Genomic DNA, 17,380 nt, shown 5'->3' on the forward strand with positions numbered 1-17,380 from the left:
ATGTCGGACTCCCCACAGCCAGACCTCCCTTCGCAGACGCCGGCGCTGCAGACCACCCAGGTGCACCTGGACGGCCTGTTCGACGTGCTGGCCAAGCACCTGTATTCCACGCCCGTGGTGGCGATCCGCGAGCTGATCCAGAACGCGCACGACTCCATCTCGCGCCGCCGGCTCGAAGACCCGTCCTTCACCGAGGCCGGCCGCATCGACGTGCTGGCCGACGAGGCCGCGCAGACCATCGTCATCCGCGACAACGGTTCCGGCCTCACCGAGCAGGAGCTGCACCGCTACCTCGCCACGCTGGGCAACGGCTACACGCGGCAGCTGCGCGCGTCCGACAAGGACGGCAGCGACGAGCTCATCGGCCTGTTCGGGCTGGGCTTTCTCTCCGCCTTCGTGGTGGCCGAGCAGGTTGTGGTGAACAGCACCTCGTTCCAGTCGCCCGGCGAAGGCTGGCGCTACCGTTCGTCGGACGGCCGGCGCTACGCGGTGCAGGCCATCGACGCGCGGCCGGTGGGCACCGAGATCCACCTCTCGATGCGCAGCGACTTCAACCACCTGTGCTCGGCCGGCGTGCTGAAGAAAGTGCTCGGGCGCTATTGCGCGCTGCTGCGCGAGCCGCTGTGGTTCGACGACGAATGCGTCAACGCCGACCCGCCGCCGTGGCGCGCCGCCGCCGACGGCGTGGTGCTGCACCCCGCGGTGCTGCAGCGCCAGCGCATGGCCTTCGCCGCACGCATGGAGCGGCACTTCGAGCCCATCTGCGTGATTCCCGTGGAGCCCGAGGGCGAGAGCGACGCGCGCGGCCTGCTGTGGGTGCAGGACGGCGCCACCTACGGCACCAGCGACAACCGCCACCTGAGCGTCTACGTGCGCGGCATGCTGCTCGACGACGAGGCGCGCGACCTGCTGCCGGTGTGGGCCGGCTTCATCGGCGGCGTGATCGAGTCGAACGCGCTCACGCCCACCGCCAGCCGCGAAGACCTGCAGCGCGACGCCGCCTACCAGGCCACGCGCGCCCACATCCAGGACGCGCTGATCCGCGGCCTGGCCGATCTTTCGCGGTCGCAGGCACCGGCCTGGAGCCGGCTGCTCACGCGCCACAACGAAGCGCTGCTGGGCGCCGCGCTGTGCGAGGACGAGCTCTTCGCCATGCTGGCCGACGCCGTGCGCCTGCCCACCAGCCAGGGCGACCTGCCGGTGCGCAGCCTGGTGCGCGAAGGCCGCATCCACCTGAGCCTGGGCCAGAGCGGCGGCTTCGAGGACGTGCTGTTCCGCGCGCTGCAGGTGCCCGTGGCGCGCGGCGACCGCTACGCCGTGGCCGGCTTCCTGCGCCAGTGGGTAAGCGATCGCGGCGTTCAGCTCATCGAGATCGGCACCGCCGCCGGCAACGCCCGCATGTTCCGCGGCGAAGACCTGCCCGAGAGCGAACTCGCCTGGCTGCGCGAACACCTCGCATGGGGCGAGCTGGTGGTGCCCGCGCGCTTCGTGTCGCCCGAGCTGCCGCTGATCGCCGTGCCCGACCGCGAGGCGCAGCTGAAGGCGCGGCTGGAGACCGACGAGGCCAGGAAGCGCATGGCCGGCGCCGCGCTCAGCCTGGCGCGCGCGTTCACCCAGCGCATCGACGCGAGCGTGTCGGCGCGGCTGTACGTGAACCTCGACAACCCGGCCATCCAGGCGCTGCTGCAAAGCCACCGCGAGGGCCGCGCCGTGCCCGCGCATGCGGTCGCGCTGCTGCGCAGCTTCAAGGCCATCATGGCGCCGGGCGGCGAGGAACTGAAGGGCCAGCCGCCGCTGGTCGAACTGCTGGCCGATTTCAGCCGGGCCGTGGCCGCGCTCTGCGCGCCGCGCTCGGCTTCCTAGAAAACCAAAGAGAGAGGATCAACACGATGGACAGCTTTGCCTGGGTCAACGACCTGTCGGACCGGCTCGAGGAAGAAGGCCAGCAGCGCCTGGCCTACCTGATTCACGATGTGCCGCACCAGCAGTTCCAGGGCAACCATGCGCTGGTCGAGGCGCTGGTGCCCGAGGCGCTCGCCAGCGCGCGCGGCCTCGACATTCCGTGGCTCGACGTGTACTTCAAGCACTGGCTGTGCGCCTCGCGCGTGGCGCGCCACCACGGCGAGTCGCAGCTCGGCGAAGTGGTCGATGCCTACGAGCGGGCGCACCAGGAAAAGACCCAGGGCTGCCCGCAGAGCGTGTGCGTCACGCAGGACCTGGTGGCCACCTACGCGAACGTCGACGGCCCCGGCTGGGCCGGCGAGCGCCTCGCGGCCTGCGACGAGACGCTGGCGCGCATCGACCCCAGCTGGGGCTGCTTCGGCTGCCTGAGCATCGAGCGCGCCAATGCCATGGGCGACCAGGGCCAGCCGCGCGAGGCCGTGCTCTACCTGAAGAGCCAGCGCGACGCGCAGCGCCGCGCCGGCGAGGAAGTGACCACGCTGTTCGTCACCACCGAGGTCGAGCAATGGCTCGCGGCCGGCGACCCGCACACCGCGCTCAAGCTGCTCGACGACTCCGAGGACGAAGCCGACGAGGACGACCGCCGCGAGCAGTCGACCCGCCGGCTGCAGCGCAGCCGCGCGCTCGTGCTGGCCGGCCAGCCGCAGGCCGGGTGGGACCTGTTGCCGGAATTCGGCGACATCGAGGTGGCCGACCATGTGTCGTGGTGCCGCGCCGCCGTCGCGGCCGCGCGCGCGCTGCCGGAGCTCAACACGCCCGCGCTGGGCCACGCGCTGTGGACCACCATCGAGCACCTGCACACCGTCGGCAGCCACCGGCTGCTGATCGACCTTGCGCTAGCCCAGGCCGAGCTGGCCGGCGCGCGGCAGGTGCCGTGGCTGGCCGCGCAGGCCGTGGCGCGTGCACGCCACCACGTGCCGCTGCTGCGCGAGGACTTCGGTGCCGCCGACAAGGTGCGGCGTGCCGGGCAGGCGCTCGCCGCCGTGGCGCCGAAGCCCGCGCCGAGCGCGCCCGAATCGCTGCCCGACTGGCTGCGTTCGCCCGAGGCCGAGGGCCTGTCGAACGAGGCCGTCATCCAGTGGCTGGAGCAGGCGCACCAGGCGCTGCCCGGCGACGAGGGGCTGGCGATGATGCTGGCCTCCGCGCTGTCGAACTACGGCTGCCACGACGAGGCGCGCAGCCGGCTGCAGGCCATGGTGCTGGCGGCGCCGCAATCGGTGGCGCTGCAGAACCACTGGTTCGGCCTGTGCTTCAGCGCCGGCGACCTGGGCGCCATCGAGGAACAGGCGCGACGCATCGAGGCCGCGCAGCCGGCCATGGCCGCCTGGTACCGCGCGCGCATCGCCTTCCGCGAAGGGCGCTACACGCAGGTCGGCCCGCTGGTCGAGCAGGTGCTGGCGCACGACCCCGAGGCCACGGCCACGCGCCGCCTGTGGGCCGACGCGGCCATGGAACTGAAGGACTTCGACACGGCCGTGGCCCAGCGCCGCATGGTGCTGGCCGCCGACGATGCGCCCGAGCCCGGCCGCCGCTGGGAGCTGCTGATCGCCGCCACCGCGGCGCGCCAGTGGGCCGACGTGCGCGCGCAGGCCCGCGCGCTCGAGATGGAACTCGAAGCCGGCCAGCCCGACGATGCCGAGGTCGAGGAAGACTGGGGCCTGGTCTACCTGCGCTGCGAGGAAAACGGCCGCGAGCGCGACGTGCTCGCGCGCCGCACCGGCCCGGCCACCGCGCGCATCGTGCAGCCCTCGCCGCGCGGCCTCGAGCAGCGCCTGGGCGACTGGGTGGTGTTCGAGCCCAGGCTGGCGGAGCAGCCGCCCGAGGACGAGGAAGAACTGCGCACCTACACCCGCGTCTTCACCGCGCCCGTGCACCTGCTGGAGAAGGGCCCCTACGGCCCGAGCTACATGATCGACGGCGTGCACCCTGGCGAGGAGAGCGTGAGCGCCCTGCGCGACGCGCTCCACGAGGCGGGCTGGAGCACCTGGCAGTACAGCAACGACAACTACCGCGTGAGCGACGCCGAAGCGGATGGCGCGGACGAAGAAGACGAAGAAGACGAAGACGACGAAGACGACGAAGACGACGGCCTCCCCGGCCTCTACCTCGCCGTGACCGCGCCCGCCAGCGTGCCGCCGCGCGCCATTGCCGCGCGCGTGGCTGCGCTGTGCAAGGGCCACCAGCTGTGCTGGACCGAGCTGGCCCGCGCGGCCGGGGAGCCGACCGAATGGCACGAGGCCATGGAAGCGCGCTACGGTCTCTGAGCCCCTGCTACTTCACTTTTCCGACGCACTGAACAGATGGGCTCTCCGCTGCACTACTTCGGCATCCGCCATCACGGGCCCGGCTGCGCGCGCAGCCTGTTGCGCGCCTTCGAGTCGCTGCAGCCCGACTGCATCCTGGTCGAAGGCCCGCCCGACGCGGAAGGCCTGCTGTCCTTCATGGCGCACGCCGACCTGCGCCCGCCGGTCGCGATGCTGATCCACGCGGGCGAGGACACGGGGCTCGCCGCCTTCTACCCCTTCGCCGAGTTCTCGCCCGAATGGCAGGCGCTGCAATGGGGCGTGTCGCGCAACCTGCCGGTGCGCTTCATCGACCTGCCGCAGTCGCATCGCATGGCGATCGAGCAGGCCGCGCGCGCCGCCGACGAAGCCGAGGCCGCGAAGGCACAGGAAGCGCCCGAGGCCGAAGCCGGCGAGCCGCCGGGCGATGACGAACACGACGAAGCACCGGCCTCCGGCGAAGAAGCGGCGCTGCAGCGGATCCCCGACGACCCCTTCGACTGGCTCGCCCACGCCGCCGGCTATGCCGACGGCGAGAGCTGGTGGAACCACATGGTCGAGGAGCGCGGCGACGGCGAAGACCTGTTCGGCGCCATCGCCGAGGCCATGACGGCCGTGCGCGCCGAAACACCCGAAGACCGCCGCGGCCCGCGCGCCGCGAAGCGCGAGCAACTGCGCGAGGCCTTCATGCGGCAATCGATACGCGAAGCCGTCAAGGCCGGCCACCAGCGCATCGCCGTGGTCTGCGGCGCCTGGCACGTGCCGGCCCTGCAGGGCGCGGCCACCGCCAAGGCCGACGCGGCGCTGCTCAAGGGCCTGCCCAGGCTCAAGGTGCTGGCCACCTGGGTGCCGTGGACCTACCGCCACCTCACCAGCGCCAGCGGCTACGGCGCGGGCATCGATTCGCCGGGCTGGTACGAGCACCTGTGGCAGCAGGGGGAGCAGGTGGCGGGCCGCAGCACCGGCTGGCTCGCGCGCGTGGCGCGGCTGCTGCGCGAGCACGACCTCGACTGCTCCTCCGCCCACCTGATCGAGGCCACGCGCCTGGCCGACACCCTCGCCGCGCTGCGCGAACGCCCCGCGCCCGGCCTGCCCGAACTCGACGAGGCCGTGCGCAGCGTGATCTGCATGGGCGAGCAGGCGCCGCTCACGCTGATCCGCGAGCGCCTGACCGTCGGCGACCGCATGGGCCAGGTGCCGGCAGAAGTGCCCACCGTGCCGCTGCAGCGCGACATCGAGCAGCAGCAAAAAAGCCTGCGCCTGAAGCCGGAAGCCACCGCGCGCACGCTCGACCTCGACCTGCGCCAGCCCAACGACCTCGCGCGCAGCCACCTGCTGCACCGGCTGCGCCTGCTCGACCTGCCCTGGGGCGCGCCCACCGTCGGCCAGCGTTCCAGCCGCGGCACCTTCCACGAGGTGTGGCAGCTGCAGTGGCAGCCCGAATTCGCGCTGCGCATCATCGAGGCCAGCCGCTTCGGCGCGACCCTGGCGCATGCCGCCACCTCGCGCGTGATGGAGCAGTTGGCCGGCGAAAGCTCGCTCACCGCGCTGGCCGGGCAGGTCGACACCGTGCTGCTGGCCGACCTGCCCGCGGCAGTGCAGGCCGTGACCCGCGCGCTCGAAGACCGCGCCGCGCTCACCGGCGACGCGGTGCAGCTCATCGGCGCGGTGCCGCCGCTGGCCAACGTGTTCCGCTACGGCAGCGTGCGCCAGACCGACAGCGCGCTGCTCTCGCACGTGCTCGACAGCCTCATCGTGCGCGGCGCCATCGGCCTGCCCATTGCCTGCGGCGCGCTCGACGCCGAAGCGGCCGAATCGCTGCGCACCAGCCTCATCGCCGCACACGACGCGGTGCGCCTGCGCGACGGCGAGGAAACCACCGCCGCATGGCGCGGCGCGCTGCGCGCCATCGCCTTCGGCGAGAGCGCGGCGCCGCTGCTGCGCGGCGTGGCCTGCCGGCTGCTGCTCGACGATGCGCAGATCGACAGCGAAGGTGCCTCGCAGCAGCTCGCGCGCAATCTCTCGGCAGGCGCTCCGCCCACCGAGGCGGCCGCGTGGCTCGAAGGCTTCCTCAACCGCAACGCGATGGTGCTGTTGCACGACGAGGCCGTGTGGCCGCTGGTCGACGGCTGGCTGTCGGCGCTGGGCGAAGAACACTTCCTGCAGGTGCTGCCGCTGGTGCGCCGCAGCTTCGCCGACTTCTCGGGCGCCGACCGGCGCGCGCTGGGCGAGCGCGCGAAGCGGGGCGCGACCGGTGGAAAAGGCGGCACGGCGGTGGTCGCCACAGCCGCCGCCGAGTGGGACGAATCTCGCGCGGTGCTCGCGCTGCCGCTGCTGCGGGAACTGCTGGGAGTGAAGGCATGAACACCGACGACACCGTTGCCGCGTCCGCGGACGAGACGCCGCCCTCCACCGACCGCCTGCAGCGCTGGCGGCTGGTGCTCGGCAGCGAGGCCACGCCCAGCTGCGGCGCCGTGGAAGGCCGGGTGCGCGAGATCGACATGGCGCTCGCCGCGCTCTACGAGGCCGACGGCCGGCGCGGCCTGGGCCAGGGCGGCCAGCGCGGCGGCCGTGGCGATTCGGCGCCCAGCGTGGCGCGCTGGCTCGGCGACATCCGCAAGTACTTTCCGAGCCAGGTGGTGCAGGTGATGCAGCGCGACGCGATGGAGCGGCTCAACCTGCGCCAGATGCTGCTGCAGCCCGAGATGCTCGACAACGCCCAGCCCGACGTGCACCTGGTGGCCAGCCTTGTGGCGCTGGCCAGCGTGATCCCCGCGGGCACCAAGGACACCGCACGCGCCGTGGTGCGCAAGGTGGTCGACGAGCTCATGAAGAAGCTCGAGGAGCCGATGCGCAGCGCCGTGAGCGGTGCGCTCAACCGCAGCCAGCGCAACCGCCGCCCGCGCCATTCGGAGATCGACTGGAACCGCACCATCCGCGCCAACCTGCGCCACTGGCAGCCCGAGTACCGCACGGTAGTGCCGCAGTCGCTGGTCGGCTACGGCCGCAAGGCGCGGCAGCCGCAGCGCGAGGTGATCCTGTGCATCGACCAGAGCGGCTCCATGGCCGCGTCGGTGGTCTATTCGAGCATCTTCGGCGCCGTCATGGCCAGCCTGCCGGCGGTGGCGACCAGGCTGGTGGTGTTCGACACCAGCGTGGTCGACATGACCGAGCAGCTGCAGGACCCGGTCGACCTGCTGTTCGGCGTGCAGCTGGGCGGCGGCACCGACATCAACGGCGCCGTGGGCTACTGCCAGGGCCTGATCCGCGAGCCGCGCAACACCATCCTGGTGCTGATCTCCGACCTGTACGAAGGCGGCGTGGAAGAAAAGCTGCTGCACCGCGCCAACGAGCTGGTCGAAGCCGGCGTGCAGTTCATCGCGCTGCTGGCGCTCAGCGACGAGGGCGCGCCGGCCTACGACCGCGACCTGGCCGCCAAGCTGGCCGCGCTGGGCGTGCCCTCGTTCGCATGCACGCCCGACGCGTTCCCGGGCCTCATGGCCGCCGCCATCAAGCGCGAGGACGTGGCGGGCTGGGCCGCGGCACAAGGCCTGAGGACCAGCAGGGCTGGATGAACAGGCCCTAACATGGAGGCGGAGACGCCCGCCCATGCCGCCCATGATCCGCCGCCGACCGCTTCTGCTGCAGCTCCTGTCCACGGCCGCCCTCGCGGCCGGCACGCTGCCCCGCGCCGCGACGGCGCAGCCGCTCTATCCCGCCAGGCCCTTCCGCTGGATCGTGCCGTACCCGGCCGGTGCCGGCGCCGACATCGTCGCGCGCACCGTGGGCGCCCAGCTCGCCATCGACACCGGGCAGCCGGTGACCATCGAGAACCGCGCCGGAGGCAACACCGCGCTCGGCGCCATCGAGGCGGCGCGCGCGCCGGCCGACGGCTACACGCTGCTGTCGGCCGACAACGGCATGCTGGTGTTCAACCCCGCGATCTACCGCAACCTCAGCTACAACCCCGTGCGCGACTTCGCGCCGGTCACGCTGATGGGCCGGCTGCCGATGGTGCTGCTGGTCGGCCCGGCCACCGGCGAGAAAGACGCGCGCGCGTTCATCGCCGACGCGCGCGCCTTTCCCGGCAAGGTCAGCTTCGCTTCCGCCGGCACCGGCAGCCCGCAGCACCTGGCCATGGAACTGCTCGAGCGCGAGGCCGGGCTGAAGATGGTGCACGTGCCGTATCGCAGCGCGGCGCCCGCGCTGGCCGACGTGGCCGGCGGCCAGCTGCCGGCCATGATGTGCGACCTGGCGGCGGCCCGCCGCTTCATCCAGAGCGGCAGGCTGCGCGCGCTGGCGGTGGCCCATCCGCGCCGGCTGGCGCAACTGCCGGCGGTGCCGACCTTCGCCGAGCTCGGCATGCCGCGCGTCGAGGCGGCCACGCTCATGGGGCTCGTGGTGCCCGTGAACACGCCTGGCGAGCTGGTGGCGCGGCTGCAGCAGGCGGTGGCCAGCGCCATCCACAACCCGGCGGTGCTGGCCCGGTTCGCCGACCTCGGCATCGAGGCCGCGGGCGACGGGCCCGGCAAGTTCGCTTCGCTGCTGCAGGCCGAAGCGGCGCGCTGGCACCCGCTCATCCGCGACCTCAACTTGGTGCTCGACTGAGCGGCCCGCGCCTTTACGGCAACTTTGCGCGTAGGCCGCGAAGTTCTCATCCCCGGCTAAGAGTCGCTGCCTAGATTGGCGCATCGCCAGAAAGGGTCGGCGGGGCGGTGTGCACGGGCAGGCCGGCCTGCCCGGAAAAACAATGAAAACTCGCCGGTTCCACCACGTCGTCTTTGCGGACGATTTTTTTCGCTCCGCGGCCAACGGCCTGACCTACCACGTCGCGAACCGGCGATTCCTGCGTGCTTTCTTCGACACCGCCCTCGGCCGCCTGGGCCTGCCGGTGCAGGAGGTCGCGCCGCTGTCCGACGGCGGGCGCATCGACGTCGCGCGCCTCATGGCCCGGCTCGACCTGCCCTGCACCCCGGCCGGCTGGGCCCGCGCCTGCATCGCCGACCTGGCGCCGCTGGCGGGGCGCGACGGCATGCCGGCGTTCGACCCCGGCTGCCTGGTGATCGGCTGGGGGCTGACGCCGGCGCTGCAGCACTGCATCGACCGCGGCGGCGCCAGCTACCTCGACATCGAGATCGACCCGCGCCGCTTCACCGAGCACCTGCACTTCTGCGCCCGCACCAACGACCCCGCCATCGAGGCCGCGCTGCGCGCGCGCCGGGTGGACGAGGAGCTGTTCTGGAACCACGCGAGCGTGATCAAGGGCTACTTCGCCAGGCGCGGCGCCGCTTCGCTGTTCGACCCGCGGCTGCGCGTGGGGCTGTTCTTCGGCCAGAGCCTGGTCGACCTGTCGCTGGTGGGCGGCGGGCGCACCATGCATCCGGCCAGCGTGATCGCGCCGCTGCGCGAACTGGCGCGCGGGGTCGACCTGCTGGTCATCAAGCCGCACCCGTACGAGCCCGCGCTGCACGACCTCGCGCCCATCGCACGGGCCATTCCCAACGTCGCGTGGACGCAGGAGAACACGTATGCGCTGCTGTCGGCGAACAACGTGCACTTCGCGTCGGCGCTGTCGTCCAGCGTGCTGGCCGAGGCGCGCTATTTCCGCAAGCCCGCGCATGCGCTGATCCATGCGGACCGCAATGCGCGCTCGCAGCTGCCGGCGGCATGCTCGGGCTGGATGCCGATCGGCGCCGGGCTCGGCGCGATGGACTTCATGGCCGAGGCCTGCGGCGACATCTCGCCCCTGGCGGCCGATGCCGCCGCGGGGGCATCGGCCTGGCCCGCCGCCGCCATCGAGCGGGCGTTCGCGTTGCGCTGGGGTTTCGACGACAAGAGCCAGGGCCTGCGCGACGTGGCCGAGCTGCGGATGGACCGGCCCTACATGTTCCACCCCGGCAGCCCCGCGACCGGCTGGCTCAGCCACGGCTGGGCCGGCTTCGACGCAGAGGGCGCGCGCAGCGAGGGCGAGCTGGCCAGCCTGGTCATACCGCTGCCCGCGCTGGCGCCGTCGCAATCGCTTTCGCTGTCGCACCAGAAGCCGCACCGCATCGAGGTGCGGGTGGACTACCGCAGCAATGCCAAGGCCACGAGCGTGCACGCCATGTTCGACGGCGTGGTGCTGCCGGCCCGGCGCGTTACGGGGGCGCGGCGCCGCAGCCTCGTGTTCGACATCGAGGCCGCGGCGGCGCGCAAGTGCCTGGTGCTGCAGTTCGTGGTGGCGGACACCGGGCGCTCCCTGCCGCGCCGTGCGCTGGCGCGGCCGTCTTTCACGATCAAGCGGCTGCAGGTGTCGCTGCGCATGGGCCGGGGCGTGGTCTCGGCGCCGCCGAAGGCCACGTCGATGCGATGGGCCGAGATGCACCCGCTGCGCGCGGCGGCCCGCGTGTTCCGCTCGGTGGTCGATTCGGCGCGCGGGGTCATGGGCTAGCCGGCGCGCCGCCCGCAAGGCGCATCAGCAGCGCGACCCAGTGCTGGCGGCGGTCGATGGCGGCCTGCCTGCCTTCGACGCCGTCCGTGGTGTTGCCGGCATTCATGGCGAGCAGTTCGCCCGCTGCGGTTGCCACGGCCCGCGCGAACTTCGCCGCGTCGCCGCGCCACACCACCACCCGGTGCTCGAGCCCGAGCTGCGCGGCGCGCCCGGCGTTGATCGCCTGTTCGGGCTGGTCGGTCAGCAGCAGCAGGATCGGCTTGCGGTACACCGCCGCGATCGACAGCGCCGCCATGCCCGGCGCGGAGACGATGAAGGCACTGCGCGCGGCGGCCTCGATCCAGTGCTCGTCGCGCGCATGCCAGCGGGGACGCCGCGCATAGCCTTCGCCCACGAGGTGCGCCGGCAGGCCCGCGTCGGCCAGGCCCTGCTCCAGGCCTTCGGCCAGGGCCGGTTCCTCGAAGTGGGGATTCAGGTAGACAGCGGCGGCGCGCGGCGCGGCCTCCTGCGCATGGGCCGCCGCATCCACCACCGCGACCGGCGTCGGCAGCCGCCAGCCGCCGCGCCCGTCGTGGGCCGGCTCGCCGTGCGCGAAGTCATGCGCGATGCGCGCGAGGCTGCGGTCGATCTGCCAGGCCACGATGCCGCCGAACAGCCGCGCCACGGCGCCCGGCATGCGGCCCTCGAAGTTGGTCTGCAGCGCATGCCGCAGGCTCGCGCCGTACACGTGCACGACCTTGCGGCGCCAGAACGGCAGCCAGCCCATCAGCAGCAGCGCGGGGTGGAAGGAGTCGTTCACCACCAGGTCGGCTTCGCGGAAGCGCCGGCTCAGCCGCAGCACGTCGCGCAGCATGCGCGTGGGACGGAACATGTAGTGCGCCACGTTGCGGTCGGTTTCGCGGCGCAGCATGTTCTGCTCCTTGTCGAACTGCACCGCGTAGTGGCGCGAAAGCACGGGCGCTTCGATGCCGAAGCCGGCCAGGAAGCGCGCGCCTTCGTCCGAGGTGGTGAGCACCTGCACCTGCGCGCCGGCGTCGCGCAAGGCGTGCGTCAGCAGCTGCGCGCGCATCAGGTGGCCGCGCGCGTCCGCGGTCGCGAGGTAGAGGATGCGCGGCGGCATCGCTCAGGCGTGATGCCGGTGCCGCAGCGGCCGCGTGGCGCCCGGACGCAGCCGCAGGGCCACGCCCGCCAGCCACATTCCGGCCGCGCCGGTGATGCCGAAGCCGCGTTCGGTGTCTCGCACCTCGCGCATCAGCTGCGCGAGCCGGGGCTGCTCGTGCGGCGCCACGCAGCGCTGCAGCGTGTGGCTGCACAGGCGGATGTGGCGGTCTTCGTCGGCCAGCACGCGCGACAGCAGCGGATGCAGCGGATGCTGCTGGCCGATCAGCGCGCAATGGCGCTGCAATATGCGCGAGGCCATCTGCTCCGCGCTCAGGCCGATGGCATAGGCAGGCACCAGCCCGCCGTGCGCGAAGTGCGGCGCATGCCGGCGGATCAGCTGCTGCCAGCGCGCCAGCTTGCGGCGGCTGAACCAGTCGGGCCGGGGTGCTTCCTCGGGCGAGGCGGCGGCCTGGGCGGTGCCGCCGCGCTCCACGATGGCTTCGGCGAACAGGCGCGCGTGCAACTGCTCGTCGGCAAGGTGCTGGTCGAGCTGGCGCGCGAGCCAGTCGGGCGGGTCGATGCGCAGCTCGCGCTGCAGCGCCTGCTCGGACGACTCCTCGCCCACCAGGTAGAAGCGCAGCAGCAGCATCTCGCCCGCATTGCTCGCATGCAGCTGCCGCAGCGCGGCGCGCTTGACGTGGTGCACGATGCGCGCCTGCATCGAGGGCCAGCCGCGAAGCCGTGGCGGGGCGAGGCAGTCGAAGCCGGCTGCCGTGTCCGGTGCCTGGTCAGCGGGCATCGGCCTTGGCCTGCACGGGCTGCGGCTGTTGCTGCTGCCAGCCCAGCACGAGCCCGATGAAGCTGTCCTGCAGGAACGCGCGCGCGGCCGTGTCGGCGCCCGCGAACTCGCGCTGCTGTCCGTCGTAGCGCACGAAGCCCTTGCCGCCGGCCGCACCCAGCACCAGCTTCTCGTTCTTGCGGAAGCCGCGCTGCAGCAGCGGCTGCAACAGCGACTGCGATTCCAGCCCGTAAAGGAACATGTCGCGCTGCACCACCTGGCGCGGGATCTTGCCGCTGAGCGCCTGCAGCTCCAGCGTCCAGTTGCCTTGCTGCATCGCTTCGGCCAGCTCGCGGCCCTTGGCGGCCGGCGCGTGGAAGCGTGCGCGCGCCACCGACTTCGACGCCTTGCTCAGGCCCAGGCCGATGGTGATGTCGGCGTCTTTCGCGCCATCGGTACGGTTGTCGTCCACCTGCACCAGCACGTTGGCCAAGCGCGCAGTGAGCGAGGGCCTGGCCAGCGCCTCGATGACCTGGTCGGCCGTGAGCACCACGCGGTCGGTGTTCGCCTCGTTCACCACGACCTGGTACGGGTCGATGCGGATGTCGTTGAACTCCCCGCCCATGGGCGAGTGCGCGTGGCTGCTCACCGACCAGTCGGTGCCCGAGCGGCTCAGCAGCGCGTGGAAGGTCAGCGGCACGCGCTGGCCGCTGCGCGCCTGGCCCGAGCCCTGCAGCAGCACGTCGCCGACGATGGTCTTCTCGGCGTAGCTGCGGGTGTTGGTGAAGCGGATGGTGTGCGCGGCGCCGTCGAGCGCGGCGCGCGTTTCGGGGTCGTCGAGGGCGAGGCGGTTGCAGTCGTTCCCCGCGCCGGCCAGCGCCGCGAAGGGGCAGCCGGCATCGGACTTGAAGTTGAAGACGCCGCGGCCGGCGAAGTCGGCAGCGCTGGCCAGCGTGAAGGCGCCTGCGAGCGCGAGGCCGAGCGCGGCGCGGCGCGCCGGAAACGAAGAGCGGATGTGCATGGTCTTTGTCGTTTGTTGTTCTTGTGGCGAGTGCCGCTCGGGGCCGGCGATTCAGGGCCGGTGATAGGAGAGCGCCTGCGCGTCCGCGTTGGTGCGGCCCGTGGTGTGCCAGCCGATGCCGCGCGCGAACGCGCCCAGCATGTCGACGGCCGAGAAGCCCAGGATCAGCGCCACGCCCGCGAGCCAGCGCAGTCCGCGCAGCGGCGGCAGGTCTTGATGGTTCAGCGCCTTCACGCTGAAGCCCAGCCGCGTGAACAGCACGCACAACGGGCCGATGGGGCCGCTGTTGGCCAGCCACTGCCAGCGCGGCGACACGTAGCTGCGCAACAGGTGCGGCGTGAGCGAGTAAGTGTCCTGCCCGCGCATCCAGCGCAGCTTGAGCGCCTCCAGGCGCGTGTCCGGCAGGCGGTGTTCGGTGTGGGCCGCGGCCGCGTAGTGAATGGGCACGCCCGCCGCCTTCAGCCGCATGCCCAGCACCTGGCAGTGCGCGCGGTACACGCCGTCGAGCGCCTGGTAGCTGTGCCGCTCGAACACCTCGCGGCGGAAGGCCACGTTGTTTGCGTAGAAGTTGCTCGTGGCGCCGGCATGGTCGGCGTTGGGGAAGTACATGAAGTCGATGGTCGTCAGCGCGGTGCCGACCACGTTGGCCGCGTAGCTGGTGCGCCCGGCCACCACCTCGGGCGCATCGGCGCCTTGCGTGAACGGCAGCAGCATCTGCAGCAGCCAGTCGTCGTCGGGCAGGCAGTCGGCATCGGCGAACACCACGTGCGTGCAGCGCTGCGCATCGGTGGCCGCGAAGCCGGCGTTCTTGGCGTCGTAGTACCCGGTGGCCGCGTCGATGCGCACGAAATCCACCGGCCGGCCCGCGAGCGCGCTCACCGCATCGCAGGTGGCGGGGCTCAGCCCGTCGTGCGTGATGACCACCTGCGCGAGCGCCGTGAGCGGCAGCTTCTGTTTCGCGAGCAGTGCCACCAGGCGCTGCAGGCTGGCGCCGGCCCTTGCCTCGGCATCCGCTCCGCCGCGCAGGTTGTTGGTCTCCAGGACCAGCGCGCAACGCGCGGCAACTTGATCGGGCATCATCGAATTTTCCTGTCCGGACATTGTTTTGAAGGCTTGCACCCTGCTTTTATCGCACAACCGCGCCAGCCACCAGTGCAGCGCGCCGTCGGGCCGGCCATGAAGGTCGGCATCTTCGGCGCCGGCTACGTGGGCCTGAGCTTCGCGGCCTGCCTGGCCGAGGCCGGGCACGAGGTGCTCTGCACCGACGCCGACCTGCCGCGCATCGAAGGCCTGCAGCGCGGCCTGATGCCCTTGCACGAACCGGACCTGGAGGCCCTGGTGGCCGAGGGCCTGGCCGCCGGCACGCTGCGCTTCACCGCCGACGCCCAGGCCGCCTGCGGGCACGGCGACGTGCTCTTCATCGTGGTCAACACGCCGGCGGATGCGCAAGGGCGCGTCGACCTGCGGCAAGTGATGGCGGTGGCGGCGGGCATCGGGCGGCACCGCGAGCGCGAGGCGCTGGTGGTGTGCAAGTCGACCGCGCCGGTGGGCACGGCCGACCAGATCGAGGCCGTGCTGAGCGGCGAGCTTTCGCGGCGTGGCGCCTCGCTGCGCATCGCGGTGGCCGCCAATCCCGAGTTCCTGCGCGAAGGCGCGGCGGTGCGCGACTGCCGCCGGCCCGACCGCGTGGTGATCGGCACGCGGGACCCGTGGGCCATCGACCTGCTGACCCGGCTCTACGCGCCGTTCGTGAGCGAACCCGAAAGGCCGTTGCTGGTGATGGACCGCCGCTCGGCCGAGCTCACCAAGTACGCCGCCAACGCGATGCTCGCCACCCGCATCAGCTTCATGAACGAGATGGCGCGCGTGGCCGGGCACGCGGGCGCCGACATCGAGATGGTGCGGCGCGGCATCGGCGCCGACCACCGCATCGGGCCCGACTTCCTGCAGGCGGGCGCGGGCTACGGCGGCTCCTGCCTCGCCAAGGACGTGCGCGCGCTGACCCGCATGGCCGAACGCGACGGCCATGCGCTGCGCATTCTCTCGGCGGTCGAGGCCGCGAACCACGAGCAGAAGGGCCGGCTGTTCGACCTGATGACGCACCACTTCGAAGGCCGCATCGCGGGCAAGACCGTCGCGGTGTGGGGCCTGGCCTTCAAGCCCGACACCGACGACATGCGCGATGCGCCCAGCCTGGTGCTGCTGGAGCGGCTGCTGGCGGCCGGCGCGCGCGTGCAGGTGCACGACCCGGCCGCGATGGCGAATGCGCGCGCCATCGTCGGCGAGCGCGACGGCCTGCGCTGGTGCGCCACCGCGCAAGAGGCGCTGCACGGCGCCGACGTGCTGGCGCTGGTGACCGAGTGGTCGGTGTTCCGCGAGGCCGGCCTTGCGCAGATCGCGCGGGAACTGCGCATGCCGGCGATCTTCGACGGCCGCAACGTCTATGACGCGGCGCAGGTGGAGGCCGCGGGCATCGCGTACTACGGCATCGGGCGCGGGCGCGCGGTGCCGCGCTGAGGCGGTCGCCCGGTCAGTCCTGCGGCAGGAAGGCGTCGCCCGGCGTGAGCGGCGCATGCCGGTAGCTGGCCGGCGTGCGGCTCAGCTTCACCGGCGCGCCGATGCCGCGATAGCCGCCGGGCATCTCGACCACCATCTCGCGGTGCAGCGTGTGCGGGTGCTGCAGCGCGGCGTCGACCGGCAGCACCGGCGCGGCGGGCACGCCGGCGGCCATGAGCTGCTCGACGAGCTGGCGGCCGTCGAAAGCGGCCATGGCCGCCTCGAGCTGCTGCTTGAGCCCGTCGCGGTGCACCGAGCGCGCACCGGCTGTGCGGTAAAGCGGATCTTCGGCAAGCCCGGGCAGGCCGATGCAGCGGCACAGGCTGGCGAACTGGCGGTCGTTGCCCACGGCGACGAACACGGGGTCGGTGCCGGTGGCGAGTGCGTCGTAGGGGTAGATGTTGGGGTGCGCGTTGCCGGTGCGGCGCGGCGCGGTGCCGTCCATGAACCAGTTGGCCGCGTGCGGATGCAGCAGCGACAGGCCACTGTCGTACAGCGCCGCTTCCACGAACTGGCCGCGTCCGCTGCGGTTGCGTTCCTGCAGCGCGAGCAGCACGCCGATGACCGCGTTGAGGCCGGTCACCATGTCGACCACGGGCAGCCCGACGCGCAACGGGCCGCCGTCGGCTTCGCCGTTGATGCTCATGATGCCGGTCATGGCCTGCACGGCGGCGTCGTAGCCGGGCAGCGCACCGAGCGGACCATCGGCGCCGAAGCCGGAGACGCGGCACCACACGAGGCGCGGGAAGCGTTGCGACAGGGTCTCGTAGCCGATGCCCCAGCGTTCCATGGTGCCGGTCTTGAAGTTCTCGATGAGCACGTCGGCCTCGGCGACCAGGGCGAGCAGCGATTCGCGGCCTTCTTCTGTCGAGAAGTCGAGGTGCTGCACGCGCTTGTTGCGATTGAGGCCGTGGTAGTACGAGGCCACGCCTTCCTTGAATGGCGGGCCCCAGGTGCGGGTGTCGTCGCCTTGTGGCGGCTCGACCTTGAGCACGTCGGCACCGTGGTCACCGAGGATCTGTCCGCAGTAGGGACCGCCGAGGATGCGGGAGATGTCCAGCACCCGGATGCCTGCGAGGGCGCCTTGGGGTTGTGTCATTTCTGTCTTTCTTCTGTTCGTTCTTTCGGGGGTCGTGCACAGGCCACCGGGTACTCCCCTCCGCGAATGTCCCCCGGGGCTGCGCCCCTCCTCCTTTATTTCGCTGCGGGGAGCACCCGGCGCCCTGTGCACAGGGCACGCTGCCGGTTTG

Annotated in this window: 12 protein-coding genes; 7 read left to right on the forward strand and 5 right to left on the reverse strand. The window is 72.2% G+C overall.

Translation table 11 applies throughout. The features are described 5' to 3' along the window. From AC1RVW_RS18055 to AC1RVW_RS18080, 6 genes are all read left to right on the forward strand, one after another. A complete protein-coding gene (locus tag AC1RVW_RS18055) occupies positions 1-1,863 on the forward strand; it encodes an ATP-binding protein (RefSeq protein ID WP_493201544.1) in 1,863 nt (620 codons plus the stop codon). A gap of 26 nt (positions 1,864-1,889) precedes the next feature. Further along, entirely contained in the window at positions 1,890-4,226 is a 2,337-nt protein-coding gene (locus AC1RVW_RS18060; RefSeq protein ID WP_493201546.1) for a tetratricopeptide repeat protein, read from the forward strand. A 36-nt stretch (positions 4,227-4,262) separates the two neighbouring features. Further along, positions 4,263-6,608: a DUF5682 family protein gene (locus AC1RVW_RS18065; protein ID WP_493201548.1), complete on the forward strand. Its 2,346-nt coding sequence runs from the start codon at positions 4,263-4,265 to the stop codon at positions 6,606-6,608. After that, on the forward strand, positions 6,605-7,819 hold the full coding sequence (locus AC1RVW_RS18070; protein WP_493201550.1) for a VWA domain-containing protein: 1,215 nt from the start codon (positions 6,605-6,607) through the stop codon (positions 7,817-7,819). Before AC1RVW_RS18065 ends, AC1RVW_RS18070 begins: the two co-directional genes overlap by 4 nt. Before the next feature lie 43 nt (positions 7,820-7,862). Beyond that, positions 7,863-8,852, forward strand: a complete 990-nt coding sequence (locus AC1RVW_RS18075; RefSeq protein ID WP_081267543.1) for a Bug family tripartite tricarboxylate transporter substrate binding protein — start codon at positions 7,863-7,865, stop codon at positions 8,850-8,852. A 142-nt stretch (positions 8,853-8,994) separates the two neighbouring features. Beyond that, the gene (locus tag AC1RVW_RS18080; RefSeq protein ID WP_493201552.1) at positions 8,995-10,674 is read left to right on the forward strand and encodes a hypothetical protein; all 1,680 of its coding nucleotides are present in this window, start codon (positions 8,995-8,997) and stop codon (positions 10,672-10,674) included. Here the strand turns inward: AC1RVW_RS18080 and AC1RVW_RS18085 are convergent. Genes AC1RVW_RS18085 through AC1RVW_RS18100 form a run of 4 tightly spaced genes read right to left on the reverse strand, consistent with a single transcriptional unit; the run spans position 10,664 to position 14,654 of the window. Then, complete coding sequence (locus tag AC1RVW_RS18085) at positions 10,664-11,794, reverse strand: glycosyltransferase family protein (protein WP_493201554.1); 1,131 nt, start codon at positions 11,792-11,794, stop codon at positions 10,664-10,666. The two genes, AC1RVW_RS18080 and AC1RVW_RS18085, sit on opposite strands and share 11 nt — an antisense overlap. Before the next feature lie 3 nt (positions 11,795-11,797). Beyond that, positions 11,798-12,574: a hypothetical protein gene (locus tag AC1RVW_RS18090; protein ID WP_493201556.1), complete on the reverse strand. Its 777-nt coding sequence runs from the start codon at positions 12,572-12,574 to the stop codon at positions 11,798-11,800. Beyond that, positions 12,564-13,574 carry a hypothetical protein gene (locus AC1RVW_RS18095; RefSeq protein WP_493201558.1) on the reverse strand — a complete coding sequence of 337 codons (1,011 nt, stop codon included), beginning with the start codon at positions 13,572-13,574 and terminating at the stop codon, positions 12,564-12,566. Before AC1RVW_RS18095 ends, AC1RVW_RS18090 begins: the two co-directional genes overlap by 11 nt. A 51-nt stretch (positions 13,575-13,625) precedes the next feature. Beyond that, a complete protein-coding gene (locus AC1RVW_RS18100; RefSeq protein WP_493201560.1) occupies positions 13,626-14,654 on the reverse strand; it encodes a glycosyltransferase family 2 protein in 1,029 nt (342 codons plus the stop codon). Positions 14,655-14,750: 96 nt separating this feature from the next. On the opposite strand from AC1RVW_RS18100, the gene AC1RVW_RS18105 reads away from it, so the two are divergent. Further along, a complete protein-coding gene (locus AC1RVW_RS18105; protein WP_493201563.1) occupies positions 14,751-16,091 on the forward strand; it encodes a UDP-glucose dehydrogenase family protein in 1,341 nt (446 codons plus the stop codon). Between the two features lie 13 nt (positions 16,092-16,104). Here AC1RVW_RS18105 and AC1RVW_RS18110 read toward each other — a convergent pair whose 3' ends face one another. Next, a complete protein-coding gene (locus AC1RVW_RS18110; RefSeq protein WP_493201561.1) occupies positions 16,105-17,229 on the reverse strand; it encodes a CaiB/BaiF CoA transferase family protein in 1,125 nt (374 codons plus the stop codon). Positions 17,230-17,380: the final 151 nt, after the last annotated feature.

This window comes from Variovorax sp. MPBD4-3 (assembly GCF_058809745.1).

Bases quoted from the DNA above. Each gene is read 5' to 3' on its own strand.
- AC1RVW_RS18065 (WP_493201548.1), top strand. From the start codon at position 4,263: ATGGGCTCTCCGCTGCACTACTTCGGCATCCGCCATCACGGGCCCGGC.
- AC1RVW_RS18085 (WP_493201554.1), bottom strand. From the start codon at position 11,794: ATGCCGCCGCGCATCCTCTACCTCGCGACCGCGGACGCGCGCGGCCAC.
- AC1RVW_RS18070 (WP_493201550.1), top strand. From the start codon at position 6,605: ATGAACACCGACGACACCGTTGCCGCGTCCGCGGACGAGACGCCGCCC.
- AC1RVW_RS18100 (WP_493201560.1), bottom strand. From the start codon at position 14,654: ATGATGCCCGATCAAGTTGCCGCGCGTTGCGCGCTGGTCCTGGAGACC.
- AC1RVW_RS18095 (WP_493201558.1), bottom strand. From the start codon at position 13,574: ATGCACATCCGCTCTTCGTTTCCGGCGCGCCGCGCCGCGCTCGGCCTC.
- AC1RVW_RS18090 (WP_493201556.1), bottom strand. From the start codon at position 12,574: ATGCCCGCTGACCAGGCACCGGACACGGCAGCCGGCTTCGACTGCCTC.
- AC1RVW_RS18110 (WP_493201561.1), bottom strand. From the start codon at position 17,229: ATGACACAACCCCAAGGCGCCCTCGCAGGCATCCGGGTGCTGGACATC.
- AC1RVW_RS18105 (WP_493201563.1), top strand. From the start codon at position 14,751: ATGAAGGTCGGCATCTTCGGCGCCGGCTACGTGGGCCTGAGCTTCGCG.
- AC1RVW_RS18080 (WP_493201552.1), top strand. From the start codon at position 8,995: ATGAAAACTCGCCGGTTCCACCACGTCGTCTTTGCGGACGATTTTTTT.
- AC1RVW_RS18075 (WP_081267543.1), top strand. From the start codon at position 7,863: ATGATCCGCCGCCGACCGCTTCTGCTGCAGCTCCTGTCCACGGCCGCC.
- AC1RVW_RS18055 (WP_493201544.1), top strand. From the start codon at position 1: ATGTCGGACTCCCCACAGCCAGACCTCCCTTCGCAGACGCCGGCGCTG.
- AC1RVW_RS18060 (WP_493201546.1), top strand. From the start codon at position 1,890: ATGGACAGCTTTGCCTGGGTCAACGACCTGTCGGACCGGCTCGAGGAA.